The sequence below is a fragment of the Streptomyces sp. TLI_171 genome (assembly GCF_003610255.1).
Classification (GTDB): domain Bacteria; phylum Actinomycetota; class Actinomycetes; order Streptomycetales; family Streptomycetaceae; genus Kitasatospora.
Genome location: NZ_RAPS01000001.1, coordinates 792,113 through 808,673, shown reverse-complemented (window position 1 = coordinate 808,673; position 16,561 = coordinate 792,113). Strand labels below are relative to the sequence as shown.

Genomic DNA, 16,561 nt, shown 5'->3' with positions numbered 1-16,561 from the left:
TCACGCCGGATCGCATACCCGGACCGAATCGGACGAATCGGGTTCGGGTGCGGCTGAACGGGTAGGACTATTGCGCCACGTCGAGCGCGCACCGCCCGGCGCGGCCGACCCGCACGGTCGCCATTCACGGCATGCGAGCCGCGTGCCGGGAGCCGTCGCCTGAAGAAGCCGGGTACCACGGTTCTCGCCCGCCCCGTCGCCGTCCCCAGCGGCCCGTCGCCCCCGGAGGTCAAGGCCTCCGGCCCGCGGCGCGTCGCCGCCGGGACGTGAGGGCAGGTCCCACCGTTCCCCGGGAGATGACTCCCTGTGAAATCCCCTTCGCGCGGCGTGCCCGCCGCGGCCCCGCACGCCACGGCCACGCGCGCTGCGGCCCCGCACGCCACGGCCACCCCCGCTACCGCTTCGCCGTCCGGGCCCGATGACGCCGTCGATCCGATGTACCGTCCGACCCGGCGCGAGATGCGCGCCATGGGCAAGTTCGAGGCGCGCGAGCTGAGCGACGCCCTGTTCCGCCGGCTGGCGCAGATCGCTCCGGAGGACCCGCGGTTCAGCTACGTCCGCGGCACCGTCATCGAGCTGAACATGCCGCTGGTACGGTTCGTCGCCGCCCGGTTCCGGCACCGCCCGGAGGAGCTCGACGACATCCTTCAGGTCGGCACGATCGGCCTGATCAAGGCCGTCGACGGCTTCGACCCGGAGCGTGGCGTCGAGTTCGTCACCTACGCCATTCCCACCATCTCCGGCGAGATCAAGCGGTTCTTCCGCGACACCTCGTGGCCGCTGCGGGTGCCGCGCAGCGTGCAGGAGCACTACCTGGCCGCGGCCCGCGCCTCCGACCGGCTGGAGCAGGACCTCGGCCGGCTGCCGGACACCGCCGAACTCGCCGCGGAACTCCACGTCAGCGAGGCCGAGGCGGCGGAGGGACTCGACGCCGGACGCCTGTGCCGCTGCGACTCGCTGGACTCGCTGCGCGACGACGACTCCGACGACGCGGGCAGCGCCCTGATCAACCGGCTCGGCGACTGCGACCCGGGCCTCGAACTCGCCGAACTCCGGGTCGCGGCCAAGCCGTTCCTCAGCCGGCTGCCGGAACGGGAACGCACCGTGCTGCTGCTGCGGTTCTGGGGCGGCCTGACCCAGAGCGAGATCGCCACCGAGATCGGCGTCTCCCAGATGCACGTCTCACGGATCCTCGCCGCCACGCTGGACGGCCTGCGCGAGCAGATCGAGGGGCACCCGGCGGAGGGCGAGGAGTGATGCGGATCCGGGGCGGTTCGCCGGGGGCCGGCGCGGACCCGGGTCCGCGGCGGCGCGGCGCGCGGGCTGATTGGGGCCTCGGCGGTCGGGTACCCGCGGAACCGATGGGCCCCGCAGGGTGGTAGGACCCGACGCCGAAGGAGGTGGCCGGACCGTGAACGCAGAACCCGCAGCGGTGTCCCCGCTCACCGTCGCGCTGCGCCGCCCGCCCGGCGCGCTGGTGGTGCGACCCGAGGGAGAACTCGACCACGACAGTGTCGGACCGCTGCGCGACGCCCTCGAACAGGCCGTCGCCTCCCCGCCGGGGCGGCTGGTGGTGGACTGCGGCGGGTTGGAGTTCTGCGACTCCACCGGCCTCAACCTCCTGCTGCGCGCCCACGCGGCGGCCGACCGGGCCGGCGTCCCGCTGCTGCTGGCCGCCCCCGGAGCGGTGGTCGCCCGGATGCTGGAGATCACCGGCGCGAACGAGGTGCTGGTGGTCCGCCCCAGCGTCGACGAAGCACTCGCCGCCCCGCCGGACGGGCGGGACGGAGCGGTCGCCGCCCCCCTGGGCGGAGCGTCGGCCGCCGACTCCGGCGATGAGCCCGGAGAAAGCGATGAGCCCGGAGAAGGTGCGGGGAAGCCGGACGGATCGGCGGGGGGCCCGTGATGGGCGTGCACCCGTTGCGGGCCGGCAGGGACCGGCGCAGCCTGCCGCTGACCGCCGCCCCCGGGGCGGTGGCCCGCAGCCGCGACTTCACCCGGCTCGCCCTGCAGGCCTGGGGCTGGCTTCCCGCTCCGGACGCCGGCACCCGGGCTGCCGTCGAGGACGTCCTGCTGATGACCAGTGAACTCGTCACCAATGCCTGCCAGCACGCCGCCGGACCCTACGCGCTGGTACTGACCAGGCACGGACCGCTGGTGCGGGTCGCCGTCCGGGACGCCGACGACCGGCCGCCGGTGCTGCGGCCCCGGCACGTGCCGCCGGGGCCGGGCGGGCACGGCCTGCGGGTGGTGGACCGGCTGGCCACCGCGTGGGGCTGCGAGCCGACCGACGGGGGCGGGAAGACCGTGTGGCTGGAGCTGGTCCGGCCTCCGGCGGAGTCCTGAGCCCGGGAGTGCCACAGTGGAGGAAGGGAGCGGCCTCGCACACGGGGGGCCGTACCGCGTTCCCGGAGCCGAGGCGGTGGTCACGTGGAGAGCACACCGGAACCCGGCCGCCCGCACCCGCCCACCGCGCACCAGGACGCGGGGACGGACCGGGTGCCCGACGGTGCGGCGCTGCGCCGGCTGCTGGCCGGGCTGACCGCCGTTCGGGACGGGGATCTCACGCTGCGGCTGGCCGACGCACCGGGGGTGCTGGGGGAGATCTCCGGCGTGTACAACGACATGGCGGAGCGGCTGGCCCGGCTGAACGTCGAGGTGACCCGGGTCGCGCGGGAGGTCGGCACCGAGGGGATGCTCGGCGGTCAGGCGGAGGTGCCGGATGCGCACGGCGCGTGGCGGGAGCTGGCGGACTCGGTGAACGCGATGGCGGGCAACCTGACCTCGCAGGTCCGGAACATCGCGCAGGTGACCACAGCGGTGGCGCAGGGCGACCTCACCAGGAAGATCGACGTGGACGCCCGGGGCGAGATCCTGGAGTTGAAGAGCACCGTCAACACCATGGTGGAGCAGCTGAGTTCGTTCGCCGCGGAGGTGACCCGAGTGGCGCGGGAGGTCGGCACCGAGGGCATTCTCGGCGGGCAGGCCAACGTGCGGGGCGTGTCGGGGACGTGGCGCGACCTGACCGACAGCGTGAACTTCATGGCGGGCAACCTCACCGCGCAGGTCCGCTCGATCGCGCAGGTGGCGACGGCGGTGGCGCGCGGCGACCTGACCCGGAAGACCGACGTGGTGGCGCGGGGCGAGATCCTGGAGTTGAAGAGCACCGTCAACACCATGGTGGAGCAGCTGAGTTCGTTCGCCGGCGAGGTGACCCGGGTGGCGCGGGAGGTCGGCACCGAGGGCATTCTCGGCGGGCAGGCCAACGTGCGGGGCGTGTCGGGGACGTGGCGCGACCTGACCGACAACGTCAACGTGATGGCGTCCAACCTGACCGGGCAGGTCCGCTCGATCGCGCAGGTGGCGACGGCGGTGGCGCGCGGCGACCTGTCGCGCCGGGTCACCGTCGAGGCGGAGGGCGAAGTCGCCGAGCTGGTCGGGGCGTTGAACGGCATGGTGGACACCCTGTCGGCGTTCGCGGCCGAGGTGACCCGGGTGGCCCGGGAGGTCGGCACGGACGGCACGCTCGGCGGCCAGGCCCGGGTGCCGAACGTGGCGGGCACCTGGAAGGACCTCACCGACAGCGTCAACTTCATGGCGCACAACCTGACCTCGCAGGTCCGGAACATCGCGCAGGTGACCACGGCGGTGGCGCGGGGCGACCTCACCCGCAAGATCGACGTGGACGCCCGGGGCGAGATCCTGGAGTTGAAGAACACCGTCAACACCATGGTGGAGCAGCTCAGTTCGTTCGCCGCCGAGGTGACCCGGGTGGCCCGCGAGGTCGGTACCGAGGGGCGGCTCGGCGGCCAGGCCGAGGTGGAGGGCGTCTCCGGCACCTGGAAGCGGCTGACCGAGACCGTCAACGAGCTGGCCGGGAACCTGACCCGGCAGGTCCGGGCGATCGCCGAGGTGACCGGCGCGGTCACGGCGGGCGACCTGACCCGCTCGATCACGGTGGAGGCGTCCGGCGAGGTCGCCGACCTGAAGGACAACATCAACGTGATGGTGGAGTCGCTGCGCGAGACCACCCGGGCCAACCGGGAGCAGGACTGGCTGAAGACCCACCTGGCCCGGCTCACCGCGCTGATCCAGGGCGGGCGCGAACGCGGCGTCGTGGCCGAGCTGTTGATGGACGAGTTGTGCCCGCTGCTGGACGCCCAGTACGGCACCTGCTACCTCGCCGAGGACACCCCCGACGGCACGGTGCTGGCGCGCGCCGCCGGCTACGGTCACCAGCGGGCCGGCCTGCCGCACCGGTTCGGGCTCGGCGAGTCGCTGGTCGGCCAGGCCGGGCGCAGCCGCCGCCCCGTCGCGATCCCCGAACTGCCGCCCGGCTACGCCGAGATCGGCTCCGGGCTGGGCTCCGCGGCGCCCCGTGAGCTGCTGATCCAGCCGATCACCATGGAGGACCGGCTGCTCGGCGTGATCGAGGTCGCCACCCTGCACCGCTTCACCGACCTGCACCGGGACTTCCTGGAACGCCTGGCCCAGGACATCGGCACCACCCTGGCCACCCTGCTGGCCAACGCCCGCACCGACGAACTGCTCCAGGAGTCCCGCCGGCTGACCGGCGAACTGCGGGCCCGCTCGGAGCAGCTGGTCGACGGTCAGGAGGAGCTCCGGCGCTCCAACGCCGAACTCGGGGAGAAGGCCGAACTGCTGGTCGCGCAGAACCGCGACATCGAGGCGAAGAACCTGCAGATCGAACAGGCCCGCCGTGAACTGGAGCAGCGCGCCCAGCAGTTGACCACCGCTTCGATGTACAAGTCGGAGTTCCTGGCCAACATGAGCCACGAACTGCGCACCCCGCTGAACAGCCTGCTGATCCTGGCCCAGCTGCTGGCGCAGAACGCGGAGGGCAACCTGACGGGCAAACAGGTCGAGTACGCCGAAGTGATCCGCTCGGCCGGCTCGGACCTGCTGCAGCTGATCAACGACATCCTGGACCTGTCCAAGGTCGAGGCGGGCAAGCTCGACGTCACCATGGAGTCGTTCCCGCTGCGCGAACTCCTGGACTACGTGGAGACCGTGTTCCGGCCGCTGGCCGCCGAGAAGAACCTGGATTTCCGGATCACCGCCGCCCGCGGGACCCCCGCGGAGCTCCGCACCGACCAGGCCAGACTGCGGCAGATCCTGCGCAACCTGCTGTCCAACGCCGTCAAGTTCACCGACCGGGGCTTCGTCGAACTCACCGTCGAACCGGCTCGGCCCGGCGAACTCCCGGTGGGCGAACAGGAGTTGGACGTCGTTGCGTTCCGCGTCCAGGACTCCGGGATCGGCATCGGCGCCGACCACCTGGAATCCATCTTCGGCGCCTTCCAGCAGGCCGACGGCACCACCAGCCGCAAGTACGGCGGCACCGGCCTCGGCCTGTCGATCAGCCGTGAACTCGCCCGGCTGCTCGGCGGCGCGGTCAGTGCGGAATCGGTGTCCGGCGAAGGCAGTTGCTTCACCCTGCTGCTGCCCGCCGCCCCCGCCGCGCCGCACTCGGCGACGCCCGCCGGCCGACGCATCCTGGTGGTCGAACCGGACCCGCCGGGACTTCTCACCCTGCTGGCCCGCAGCAGCGCCGCCGGGCGCGAGGGCGAGATCGCGGTGGACAGCGCCGCCGACCCCGACAGCGCCCTCGCCGCCCTCGACCGGGCCCCGCACCACCTGGTGGTCCTCGACCTGGCACTGCCCGAGGACGGCGCCCGCACCCTGCTCGACGCCCTCGCCCGCCGCCCCGACCCGTTGCCCGTCCTCGGCCACAACGGCAGCGCCGACCCGGCCGCGCCGCCCGTCGCCGGGCACCTGGAGACCACCAGCGGCCTGGACGAACTGCGCGAACGCATCGCCAAGGCCACCGCCCCCTCCGCTGCCCCCGCCGCCGGAGCGCCGAAGACCACCCGCCCCGCCGGGCGGCTGGCCGGCCGCACCGTGCTGGTCATCGACGACGACCCCCGCAACGTGTACGCGCTCAGCACCGCCCTCGAACTCGAGGGCGCCACCGCCCTGCACGCCGCCAACGGCCGCACCGGACTCGCCCTGCTGCGCGCCCACCCCGAGACGGACCTGGTCCTGATGGACCTGATGATGCCCGAACTCGACGGCTACGCCGCCACCGCTGCGATCCGCGCGAGCTCCGACCGGGCCGGCGTCCCGATCATCGCGGTCACCGCCCAGGCGATGCCCGACGACCGCGCCCGCAGCCTCGCCGCCGGCGCCGACGACCACCTCACCAAGCCCGTCGACGCGGACCTGTTGATCACCACCGTGCAGCACTGGATGAAGAGCTGACGCCATGTCGGAACCCGCGCCCACCGACCGGCCTCCCGACCCGGCAGCCGGACCGCCGCCCGCGGCCCAGGCGCCGCCCGCGACCGAGCCGCCGCCGGAGGGCCAGGCGCCGCCCGGCGTCCGGCACCTGCTCGCGCTGCGGCTGCGCCAGGCCCAGGCCGAGAACGCGGAACTGCAGGACGCGCTCGCCGCCCGTCCGCTCACCGCCGTCGCCACCGGAGTCCTGGCCGAGCGCCTGCGCTGCGGACCGGCCGAAGCGGGCGCCCAGCTGCTGGCCCTCGCCGAGCGAGCCCACCTCAGCCCGCCCGAACTCGCCGCCGACATCCTCACCACGCTGCCGGGCACCGCCCCCGCCGGCGCGCCGCTGCCGCCCGCCCCACCCCCGCTGCTTCCCGGCAGTCCGGCGCCCACCGTCGAAGCCGCCCTCACCCAGGCCGCCGCCATGCTCGGCGCCGCTGCCGCCGTCCTCTGGACCGTCCAGCCCGGCGGCGCGCTGCACCCGGCCGCCGCACCCGGCTTCACCGAGACCGAACGGCACAGCTGGCGGCACGTGCCGCCCGGCGTCCCCACCCCCGCCCAGCAGGCCGTGCAGCGCCGCACCGCACTCGGCCCGATCGGCCCCGTCACCGCCACCCTCGGCGCCGAACGCGCCCCCTACCGCCTGGCCGTGCCCCTGCACCGGGCCGCCGGACCCGCCGCCGTGCTCGAACTCGCCTGGGTGGAGCGGCCCGCCGAACCCACCCCCGGCGAGCACCGCCGGCTGCGCGCCGCCGGCGAGGTCTGCGCACTGGCCCTCACCGAGGTCCCCGACACCGAGCCGATCGACCTCGACCCGACCGACAGCGCCGTCCTCGACGCCGCTCTCGCCCCCGCCCTGCTGCTCAGCCCCGAACCCGTCGGCGGCCCGCCCGCCGACTTCCGCATCACCCGGGTCAACGCCGCCTTCACCGACCTCGACGACCGCCCACGACAGCGCCTCGAAGGCCGCACCCTCACCGCCGTCTACCCCCTGGCCAGCGCCGACGGGCTGCTCGAACTGCTGCTGCGGGTGCACGCCACCGGTCGGCCCGTGCACCACGACAGCCTCGCCCTGACGTTCCTGGCCGGCCAGACCCCCGTCCCCGTGCTGCTCGAACTCGCCGCCGCCCGGCTCGGCGACCGCCTGCTGGTCAGCTGGCGGCCCACGGCCGCCACCGACCGCACCGACCGGCTGTTGCGCACCGCCCAACGCCTCAGCCACCTGGCCGGGTTCGAGGAGGACCTGCGCACCGGAGAGATCCACTGGACGCCGCGCACCGCCGACCTGCTCGGCCTCCCCGAGGGCGCCGGCCCCGTCCCGCTGGCCGCGCTGGCCGCGCACGTCCATCCCGACGACGAGCAGTCCGTCCGACGGGTCGTCAACTCGGCGATCCAGCACGGGCGTGCCGACTCCGCGGTGTTCCGGATGCGACACCTCAGCAGCTACACCCACTACGTGCGCCTGGTCGCCGAGCCCGTCCTCGACCCCGGCGGCCGCACCGCCGCCGTCCGCGGCGCCTTCCAGGACGTCAGCGCCCAGCACTGGACCGAGACCGCGCTCGCCGCCACCACCGCGTCCCTCGCCGACAGCCGTGAGGAGTCCGCCGAACGCCACCTGCTCGCGCTCCGCCTCCAACAGGCCATCCTGCCGCCCGCCGTGCCGCCGCTGGAGAGCGCCGGACTTCGCGCCGCCGTCCGCTACCGCCCCTCCTCGCAGCGCGACCGGGTCGGCGGCGACTGGTACGACGCCACCCTGCTGCCCGACCGCACCGCCCTGCTGGTGGTCGGCGACATGGCCGGACACGGCGTCGAAGCCGCCACCGGCATGGTCGCGCTGCGCAACGCGCTGCGCGGCCTCGCCTACACCGGCGCCGGCCCCGGCCGCCTGCTCGGCTGGCTCAACCAGGCCGCCGCCGACCTCACCGGCGCCGCCACCGCCACCGTCGTCTGCGCCCGCTACCACCCCGACACCCGCACCCTGCACTGGGCCCGGGCCGGCCACCTCCCGCCGATCCTGCTGCGGGACGGCGTCGCCCGGCCGCTGCCCATGCCGCACGGCATCCTGCTCGGCGCCGCCGACGATCCCGCGTGCGAGGAGGCCCGGCTCGACCTGCGGCCCCGCGACATCCTGCTGCTCTACACCGACGGCCTGGTGGAACGCCGCGACCGGTCCGTCGAGGAACCCCTCGACCAGCTCGCCCGGGTACTCGCCGAACCCGCCGCCGACCTCGACACCCTGCTCGACCGCGCGCTCGACCTCAGCATCGCCGACACCGACGACGACACCTGCCTGATCGCCGTCGAGGTGCTCGAGCCCGTCCACGAGGGCGCACCCGGGAGGGTTTGACCGTAATCGGGCAGGTTTGGCCGCGAGCGAATCGGTCAGACGCCCCTCAGGCCCGGACCGGGCCCGCGGCCATCGCCCCGTCCCTGCGGCGGCCGCCCGCCGACCGAGAGAGGTGGCCCGCAATGCTCGCGATGCTGCTGGTGCTGCTGTTGATCCTCGTGCTGTTCGGAGCCGGCTTCGCCGTCAAGGTGCTGTGGTGGATCGCGCTCGCCGTCCTGGTCCTGTGGCTGATCGGTTTCTTCGCCCGCAGCGCCGGCTCGGGCGGCAGCCGCTCCCGCTGGTACCGATGGTGACCGGCCCCTTGAGGCCGCGTCAGGAGAACGGAGGAGAGAACGCATGAGCATGGTCCAGGAGACCGTCGAGGTGGACGTCCCGCTGCACACCGCCTACAACCAGTGGACGCAGTTCGAGGACTTCCCGCGCTTCATGGACGGCGTCGAGCAGGTCACCCAGCTCGACGAACGCCACAACCACTGGCGCACCAAGATCGCCGGCGTGACCCGCGAGTTCGACACCGAGATCGTCGACCAGCTGCCCGACCAGAAGATCGCCTGGCGGACCGTCGGCGGCGACGTCCAGCAGATGGGCACGGTCAGCTTCACCCGGCTCGGCGAGGACCGCTGCCAGGTGCGCCTGGCCATGGACTACGACCCCCAGGGGATGGCCGAACACGCCGCCGACACCATGGGGATGATCGACCGCCGGGTCCGCGGCGACCTCGAACGCTTCAAGTCGTTCATCGAGGACCGCGGCCTCGAGTCAGGCGGCTGGCGAGGACGCATCACCCCTTCCTGACCCTCGCCGCCCGTCGCCCGCGCCGCCCCGCACCGTCCAGCGGGGCGGCGCGCCGCGTCGCCGAGGTTTGCCGCCCGGTGGAGCGGACAGCCGCCGAGGCATGGACACGCACCACATCCCCGCCGACTGGCTGGACGCCCCGGGCCGCTGGGCTTTCCTCGATCCGCCCGGGCGACGGATCGCCGACCTGGTGAACGGCCTGCCGCTCGGACGCGCCCGCGAAGCGCTGCACGGCGAGTGGCTCGGACACCCCCTGCACCCCGCGATCGCCCAGTTCCCGCTCGGCTGCTGGCTGGCCGCCGGACTGCTCGACGCGACCCGCGCCGACGACCGCGCCGCCCGCCGCCTCACCGCCGCCGGACTGGTCGCCCTGCCGCCCGTGCTGCTGGCCGGCTGGGTCGACTGGTCGAAGCTGACACCGGTCGAACGCCGTACCGGCCTGACCCACGCCGCCACCGCCGTCACCGCGGCCGCCCTGCAGGCCGCCTCGCTCCGCGCCCGCTGCCACGGCCACCACGTCCGCGGCCGAATGCTCGGCCTCACGGCCTGCGGCGTGGTGACCCTGGCCGCCGCGCTCGGGGGCCACCTGGCGTACCGTCAGGCGACCGCCGCCGAACGCCGCCCGGCCACCCTCGACACGGTCGAGGACCACCCCGCCGGAGATCCTGACCGTCCTGACCGGTGACCGGGGCCGCCGGAGCCGCTGCTCGCCGACCGTGGCGCACAGGACGGACGCCGCCCAGGCCGGTCGGGGGGCGGCGCGAACCTGGATGAGGAAGAAGACACCGCCGGGGACGGCGTAGCCGACCGCGCTGGTGACGGTGGCCGAACAGAACCCGGGCCGGCGGGAGTTCCTGGAAGCCTTTCCCTGGGCCAGTGGCCTGGTCGAGGGCCCTGCGAGGCGAGCGTTGGGGTGAGCTCCTGCCCGGGAGCGGGGATCGGTGGGCGGCGAGCGCAGTCCTCGTGGCCGCTGGTCGTGGGGCGTCAGGGTGGCCGATGCCGGTCGGGATGGGGCGGGAGCGGTCGGGGGCGGTCAATCCCGGCCGTCGGGCCGCCGCCGGGGCTCGCGCAGAGTAGGGTCGCGGTTGCTGTCGATGAGGGTGGCAGTCCGCCGCTGGGCGGGCAGGGCCGAGATGGACGACCGGGGGTCGCCGTGGACCGTCGCAGTTTCGTGGGGTGCGGCGTGGCGTCGCTGGCCGTTCTGGCCGTGCAGTGGGCCGCCGTCGAGCCGCGGTTCCTCGCGTCGGCGCTCGGCGGGACCGGGGTCGACGACGGGTTCGTGGACTGGCTGGAGGCGGGCGGCAACGGGTTGGCCGGGTTGCCGACCGAGCAGCGCCGGCACACCGGACGCCTGATGGACGCTCAACTCGCCACCGTCACGCAGCTGATCACCAGGGGTCGGTACGGGCCCCGGACGGGGCGGCGGTTGCACCGGCTGGCGGCCTCGCTGGCGACCACCTGCGGCTGGCACCGCTTCGACCAGGGACAGCATGCGGACGCCGGCCGGTACTGGGAGACCGCCCTGCAGTCCGCGCACGCCGCGGGCGACCGCGACCTGGTCGCCGGGGTCCTCGCCGACACCGCCTACCAGGCGATCTGGCTCGGCCGGCCGCGGGCTGCCGCGGACCGGCTCGGCTACGCCCTGACCGGCGCCGAACACCCCACCGCCCGCGCCCTGTTGCTGCTCCGCCGGGCCCGTGCGCACGCCGCGGTCGGCGACCGGTCCGCCTGTTACCGGGACTTGGCGGCGGCGGAGCCGGCGCTCGGCCGGTCCGCCGCCGACCCGGCCCCGGGCTGGTGCGGCTGGATGAGCCCCGCCGACCTGGCCGTGGACTCCGGGCGCTGCCTGCTGGACCTCGGCCGAACGGCCGCCGCCCGGGCCCGGATCGCCGAGGGCGTGGCCCTGCTGCCCCCGTCGCGGGCCAAGACCCGGGCGATCTTCCTGAGCTACCAGGCCCGGTCCCACCTCCACTCCGGCGAGGTCGAGCAGGCCCTCGCGGCCGGCACGGACGCCCTCGCGCTGGCCACCCGGATCGGCGCCCCGCGCTGCCTCGCCCTCGTCCACGACCTCGGCCCGGCCTTCGCCCGCCACCACCGGGAGCCGGGAGTCCCCGAGCTGCTGGACCGGCTGGCCCGCGCCTGACCGGCCGCGGGCGCCTCCTCCCGCCGGGCCACTCGACGGGTGTGCCCACGGCCGGACCGGGCAGACGACAGCGCGGCACGCCCGGAGGGACCGGGCGCGCGTCCGCTGGACGGAGGCCGAGATGTCCGCAACACAACGCCGAACGGCCGGTTCCGGCCCGGTCCCGGTCGAGACGGACGTGCCGGGGCGGCTCGACCGGCTGCCGTGGTCGCCGTGGCACTGGCGGATCCTGATCGGCCTGGGCACGGTGTGGATCCTGGACGGTCTGGAAGTCACGGTGGTCGGCAACCTGGCTGCCCGGCTCGCCGAGCCGGGAAGCGGCATCGCCATCAGCACCGCCCAGGTCACCACGGTCGCCGCCGCGCTGTACGTGGCGGGCGCCTGCTGCGGCGCGCTGTTCTTCGGCTGGCTGACCGACCGGCTGGGCCGCAAGAAGCTGTTCATGATCACTCTGGCGGTGTACCTGGCCGCGACGGCGGTCACCGCGCTGTCCTGGACGGCCTGGTTCTTCTTCCTGTGCCGGTTCTTCACCGGCTTCGGCATCGGCGGCGAGTACGCGGCGATCAACTCGGCGATCGACGAGCTGATCCCGGCCCGGCTCCGCGGCCGGATCGACCTGATCGTCAACGGCAGTTTCTGGATCGGCGCCGCCCTCGGCGCGTTCGCCTCGATCGCGCTGCTGAACACCTCGCTGTTCGCGACCGACGTCGGGTGGCGGCTCGCGTTCGGCATCGGCGTGGTGCTGGGCCTGGTGATCCTGCTGGTGCGCCGGCACGTCCCGGAGAGCCCGCGCTGGCTGTTCACCCACGGCCGCGGGGAGCAGGCGGAGGAGATCGTCGCGGAGGCCGAGCGGATCGTGGAGCGGGAGACCGGCAAGCCGCTGCCGCCGGTGGACGAGCCGCCGATCAAGATCCGCGAACGCGGCCCGATCGGGTTCGTCACCATCGCCCGGACCCTGGTGACGACCTATCCGCGGCGCACCGTCCTCGGCCTGTCCCTGTTCATCGGGCAGTCCTTCCTCTACAACTCGGTCACCTTCGGCTACGCGGCGATCCTGACCGGGTTCTTCGACGTCCCGGCCGGCCGCACCGGCTACTACTTCGCGGTGATCGCGGTCGGCAACTTCCTCGGGCCGCTGCTGCTCGGCCACCTCTTCGACTCGGTCGGGCGCCGCCCGATGATCGCCGGCACCTACATCGGCTCCGGCGTCCTGCTGTTCGTCACCGCGTGGCTGTTCCAGCGCGGTTCGCTGGACGCCACGACGATGACCGCCTGCTGGACGGCCGTGCTGTTCCTCGCCTCCGCGGGGGCCAGCGCCGCCTACTTGACGGTCAGTGAGATCTTCCCGCTGGAGACCCGGGCCATGTGCATCGCGTTCTTCTACGCGGTGGGCACCGCGGCCGGCGGCATCTCCGGTCCGCTGCTGTTCAACGGCCTGGTCAGCAGCGGCGAGGTCGGTGACGCCTCGCTCGCGTTCTGCATCGGCGCGGGCCTGATGGCCGCCGCCGGTCTGGTCGAGGCCGCGATCGGGGTCAAGGCGGAGCGCCGGAGCCTGGAGTCCATCGCGGCCCCGCTCAGTCAGGTTCCCGAGCCCGCGGTCAAGGGCTGACCACGGTGAAGGGCTGACAAAGGTGAGGGGGAGCGTCCCGGACGGGACGCTCCCCCTCAATGGACCTGTCGAAGCGTCAGGAGAACTGGAACCAGTTGAGGTTGACGAAGTCCGCGGGCTGTCCGCTGTCGAAGGTCAGGTAGACGTCGCGGACGCCGGTGATCCGCGACAGATCGGCGGGGATGGTCCGCCAGGTCTGCCAGCCGCCGGTGTTGGCGACGGCGAAGGAGCCGACGGGGGTGGCGGTGGGGCTGCCCAGGCGGACCTGGATCAGACCGCTGACGCCGGCGGCGGCGCCGGAGGCGACCCGGGCGTCGATCCGGGTGGCGCCGGTGGAGCCGAAGTCGAGGGTGTAGCGCAGCCAGTCGCCGTTGCCCAGCCAGCCGACGTCGGTGCCGCCGCCGGTGTCGGAACAGGTCTCGGTCTGGGCCCCGGACTGTGCGGCGTACGACTCGGCCTGGATGGTGCCGTAGGCGGAGCCGCCGCCGCTCGGGGGCGGAGTGGTGCTGCCGCCGCCTCCGCCGCTGCCCGCCAGGCCGCCGACGGTGATCACCCAGCGGGTGGGGGCGCCGGACTGCACCTTGCCCTCGAAGTCGACGCCGGACGGGTGGACGTCGTCGTAGGGGAAGGCGTAGCCGAGGCCGTCGGGCGTGGTGGAGTGCAGGATCCGCGCGTAGTGGTTGGTGCGCGCCTGGGTGTAGAAGGTCGCGGGGTTCTCGCCGGTGGGCTGGTTGGCGTTGCTGAGCAGCGTGGTGCGGTTGAACGCGGCGGCGAGGCGGGCGCTCAGGTTGCCCATCAGGTCGTTGCCGGTGGTGAACGGGGCGTCGCTGCAGGAGAAGATGGCCAGCGTGGAGGGCTTGGCGAAGGACCCGGCGCCGGGGAAGGTGAGGGTGTTGCCGCTGACCCGGCCGGTGAACGCGCCCCAGGTGTACTGGGTGTCGATCCGCAGGTCGGTGCTGGTGTACTTGCTCCACACCTGGTCGACGTAGGGCTCGAAGTAGCCGCTGAACAGGGCGCTGTTGCCGCGGATCGCCAGGTTGGGGGCGAGCACCCGCAGGTCCGCGCCGCCGCTGTTGACGACCAGTCGGCTCCAGTCGGAGCCGTCCGCGGCGGACTGGGCGCGCAGCGCGGAGGCGACCCGGGCGAGGCCGTCGGAGGGCAGGCCGCGGACGGTCTGGGTGGCGCCGCCGGAGACCTCCAACTGGAACGCGATCGGCAGGCACACCATGTCGACGAAGGTGATGTTGCCGAACAACTGGTCGTTGTTGAAGGTGAATTCGCAGAAGTCATGGCGGACGTTGATGTTCGGGTCGCTGGGGTTGACCACCGAGGGCAGGGCGAGTCCGCCGCCGCGGTTCATCAGGAAGGTGAGCTTGGCGCCGACCGAGAAGTAGATCCGGCCGCTGTCCAGGTGCGGCAGGGTGACCCGGCGCGGGGCGGCGCCGGAGGCGTTCAGCGCGATGGCGCAGTCCACGCCCAGCGGCGTCTGGTCGTTGGCCGGGTTCGGCGGGTGGTACAGGCTGCTGCCGTTGGCCTGCAGGAAGGCCCAACTGCCGCCCGCCGCCGGGTCGCGGCCGACGATGTACGCGTAGACGGTGTTGTTGCCGGTGGTGTTGGCGAGGTCGACCGCCAGCGTGGCCGGGGTCTGCGCCTGGGCGGAGCCGCCGATGGCGAGGTAACTGGCGGGGAGGGCGAGCGCGGCGGCGGCGAGCAGGGTGCGGCGGGAGACTTTCGCCGCGTGGCGGGGCGTCATGGCGTGGGGGAGTCCTCTCGGGAGAGAAGGCGGGGGAGGGGCGCGGCCGGCCGTGACAGGTGCGAGGGACGGCCGGCCGCGCGGGGGGAGGGGCCGGTGGGGTCGGCCCGTGGTCGGTCGCGGTGCGTCGGCGGAGCACAGCCGGTGACGGAGCGTCAGCGGCAGGTGCCGGTGACAGTGCGCCAGTGACGGTGCGTCAGCCGAGCGTCCACTTCTGGGCCGCGGTGCCGTTGCAGGTCCACAGCTGGAGCCGGGTGCCGTCGGCGGAGGAGCCGTTCGGCGAGTCCAGGCACTTGCCGGAGCCCGGGTTCAGGAAGTCGTTGCCGGAGCGGTGCGTCCACTGCTGGGCGCTGGTGCCGTTGCAGGTGTACAGCTGGATGACGGCGCCGTCGTTGTGCGAGGCGGCGGCGACGTCCAGGCACTTGCCGAGGGCGCGGACGGTGCCGTCGGTGCCGACGGTCCACTGCTGGGCGGCGGCGCCGGTGCAGTTGTGCAGCTGGATGGGGGTGCTGTCGGCGCTGCTGGCGCCCGCGACGTCCACGCACATGCCGCCGGGGCCGGTGATCCGCCCGGTGTAGGCGCCGGTGCTGCCGCCCCAGGTGGTGGTGTGGACGTAGTCGACGGTCATGGTCTGCGGGTAGGTCGACGACCCGTCGGGGCTGCCCGGCCAGTCGCCGCCGACGGCGAGGTTGAGGATCAGGAAGAACGGGTGGTCGTAGACCCAGCGGTTGCCGCCGAGGTCGGCGGGCGTGCGGGTCTGGTAGGCCTGGCCGTCGACGGACCAGGTGATCGCGGACGGGCTCCAGTCCACCGCGAAGGTGTGGAACGCGTCGGCGAAGGACTGGCCGGCGGGCAGGCTGTAGGGCGCGCCGATGCCGCCCGCGCCGGAGTAGCCGGGGCCGTGGATGGTGCCGTGCACGGTGCCGGGCTCGCGGCCGATGTTCTCCATCACGTCGATCTCGCCGCTGTTCGGCCAGCCCGCGGTGGAGAGGTCGTTGCCGAGCATCCAGAACGCGGGCCAGATGCCCTGGCCGCGCGGGATCTTGATCCGGGACTCGAAGTGCCCGTACGCCTGGGTGAAGGTGCGCGAGGTGTTCAGCCGCGCCGAGGTGTACTGGCAGGTGCCGTACCAGCAGCCGAGGCCCGCGTCGGTGTTGCGCTTGGCGGTGATCACCAGGTGGCCCTGGCCGTCCAGCGCGGCGTTCGCGGCGCCTGCGGTGTAGTACTGCAACTCGTGGTTGCCGTTGCCCGAACCGCCGGTCTCCATCGTCCACTTGGCCGGGTCGGCGGCCGAGCCGGCCGGGCCGTCGAAGTCGTCGCCCCAGTTCGTGGCGGCCACCGGCGCGGCGGCCAGCGGGTCGGTGGCGGGGCTCGATGGCGAGGTGAGCGGTACGGCGGCCACCAGTGCGGTGGCGACGAGCAACGCGAATCCGCCGAAGGACCAACGGCGCTTGGGTGGGGCAGCAGCCATGGAAGAACCCTTCCCTGTTCTGAGAGCGCTCTCTGCGACGGTGTCCCGCCGCCGATAGGCCTGAATCGTACGGACGTGATCTCGCCATGGCAACGTCAAAGAACTGCTCATTTTCCCGGCTTTTCGGCCCAAGTGCCGTTCAG

General features: G+C 73.8%; 12 protein-coding genes. 10 read left to right on the top strand and 2 right to left on the bottom strand.

From position 1 onward, the window contains the following. Nucleotides 1–435: 435 nt before the first annotated feature. The 10 genes from BX266_RS03675 to BX266_RS03625 all read left to right on the top strand — a co-directional run bounded on the left by BX266_RS03675 (nt 436) and on the right by BX266_RS03625 (nt 13,194). Nucleotides 436–1,257 (top strand): SigB/SigF/SigG family RNA polymerase sigma factor, encoded by an 822-nt coding sequence (locus tag BX266_RS03675; RefSeq protein ID WP_259464525.1) that lies wholly within the window; start codon nt 436–438, stop codon nt 1,255–1,257. 154 nt (nt 1,258–1,411) lie between these two features. After that, the gene (locus tag BX266_RS03670; RefSeq protein WP_259464524.1) at nt 1,412–1,906 is read left to right on the top strand and encodes an STAS domain-containing protein; all 495 of its coding nucleotides are present in this window, start codon (nt 1,412–1,414) and stop codon (nt 1,904–1,906) included. Continuing rightward, nucleotides 1,906–2,346, top strand: coding sequence for an ATP-binding protein (locus BX266_RS03665; RefSeq protein WP_099897489.1), 441 nt, complete (start codon nt 1,906–1,908; stop codon nt 2,344–2,346). The genes BX266_RS03670 and BX266_RS03665 overlap by 1 nt, the downstream gene beginning before the upstream one ends. A gap of 84 nt (nt 2,347–2,430) precedes the next feature. After that, nucleotides 2,431–6,282 carry a HAMP domain-containing protein gene (locus BX266_RS03660; protein WP_399168947.1) on the top strand — a complete coding sequence of 1,284 codons (3,852 nt, stop codon included), beginning with the start codon at nt 2,431–2,433 and terminating at the stop codon, nt 6,280–6,282. A 4-nt stretch (nt 6,283–6,286) separates the two neighbouring features. Further along, complete coding sequence (locus BX266_RS03655; RefSeq protein WP_099897488.1) at nt 6,287–8,647, top strand: SpoIIE family protein phosphatase; 2,361 nt, start codon at nt 6,287–6,289, stop codon at nt 8,645–8,647. Nucleotides 8,648–8,769: 122 nt separating this feature from the next. Next, the gene (locus tag BX266_RS03650; protein WP_099897487.1) at nt 8,770–8,940 is read left to right on the top strand and encodes a hydrophobic protein; all 171 of its coding nucleotides are present in this window, start codon (nt 8,770–8,772) and stop codon (nt 8,938–8,940) included. Nucleotides 8,941–8,983: 43 nt separating this feature from the next. Beyond that, a complete protein-coding gene (locus tag BX266_RS03645; protein WP_099897486.1) occupies nt 8,984–9,442 on the top strand; it encodes an SRPBCC family protein in 459 nt (152 codons plus the stop codon). Between the two features lie 100 nt (nt 9,443–9,542). Then, nucleotides 9,543–10,127 (top strand): DUF2231 domain-containing protein, encoded by a 585-nt coding sequence (locus BX266_RS03640; protein ID WP_099897485.1) that lies wholly within the window; start codon nt 9,543–9,545, stop codon nt 10,125–10,127. A gap of 468 nt (nt 10,128–10,595) precedes the next feature. Beyond that, on the top strand, nt 10,596–11,585 hold the full coding sequence (locus BX266_RS03630) for an XRE family transcriptional regulator (RefSeq protein WP_180290365.1): 990 nt from the start codon (nt 10,596–10,598) through the stop codon (nt 11,583–11,585). A 121-nt stretch (nt 11,586–11,706) separates the two neighbouring features. Beyond that, nucleotides 11,707–13,194 carry an MFS transporter gene (locus tag BX266_RS03625; protein WP_099897482.1) on the top strand — a complete coding sequence of 496 codons (1,488 nt, stop codon included), beginning with the start codon at nt 11,707–11,709 and terminating at the stop codon, nt 13,192–13,194. 76 nt (nt 13,195–13,270) lie between these two features. Here BX266_RS03625 and BX266_RS03620 read toward each other — a convergent pair whose 3' ends face one another. Next, nucleotides 13,271–14,947 carry a beta-1,3-glucanase family protein gene (locus BX266_RS03620; protein WP_099897481.1) on the bottom strand — a complete coding sequence of 559 codons (1,677 nt, stop codon included), beginning with the start codon at nt 14,945–14,947 and terminating at the stop codon, nt 13,271–13,273. A gap of 196 nt (nt 14,948–15,143) precedes the next feature. Then, entirely contained in the window at nt 15,144–16,418 is a 1,275-nt protein-coding gene (locus tag BX266_RS03615; RefSeq protein WP_099897480.1) for a glycoside hydrolase family 16 protein, read from the bottom strand. Nucleotides 16,419–16,561 lie beyond the last annotated feature (143 nt).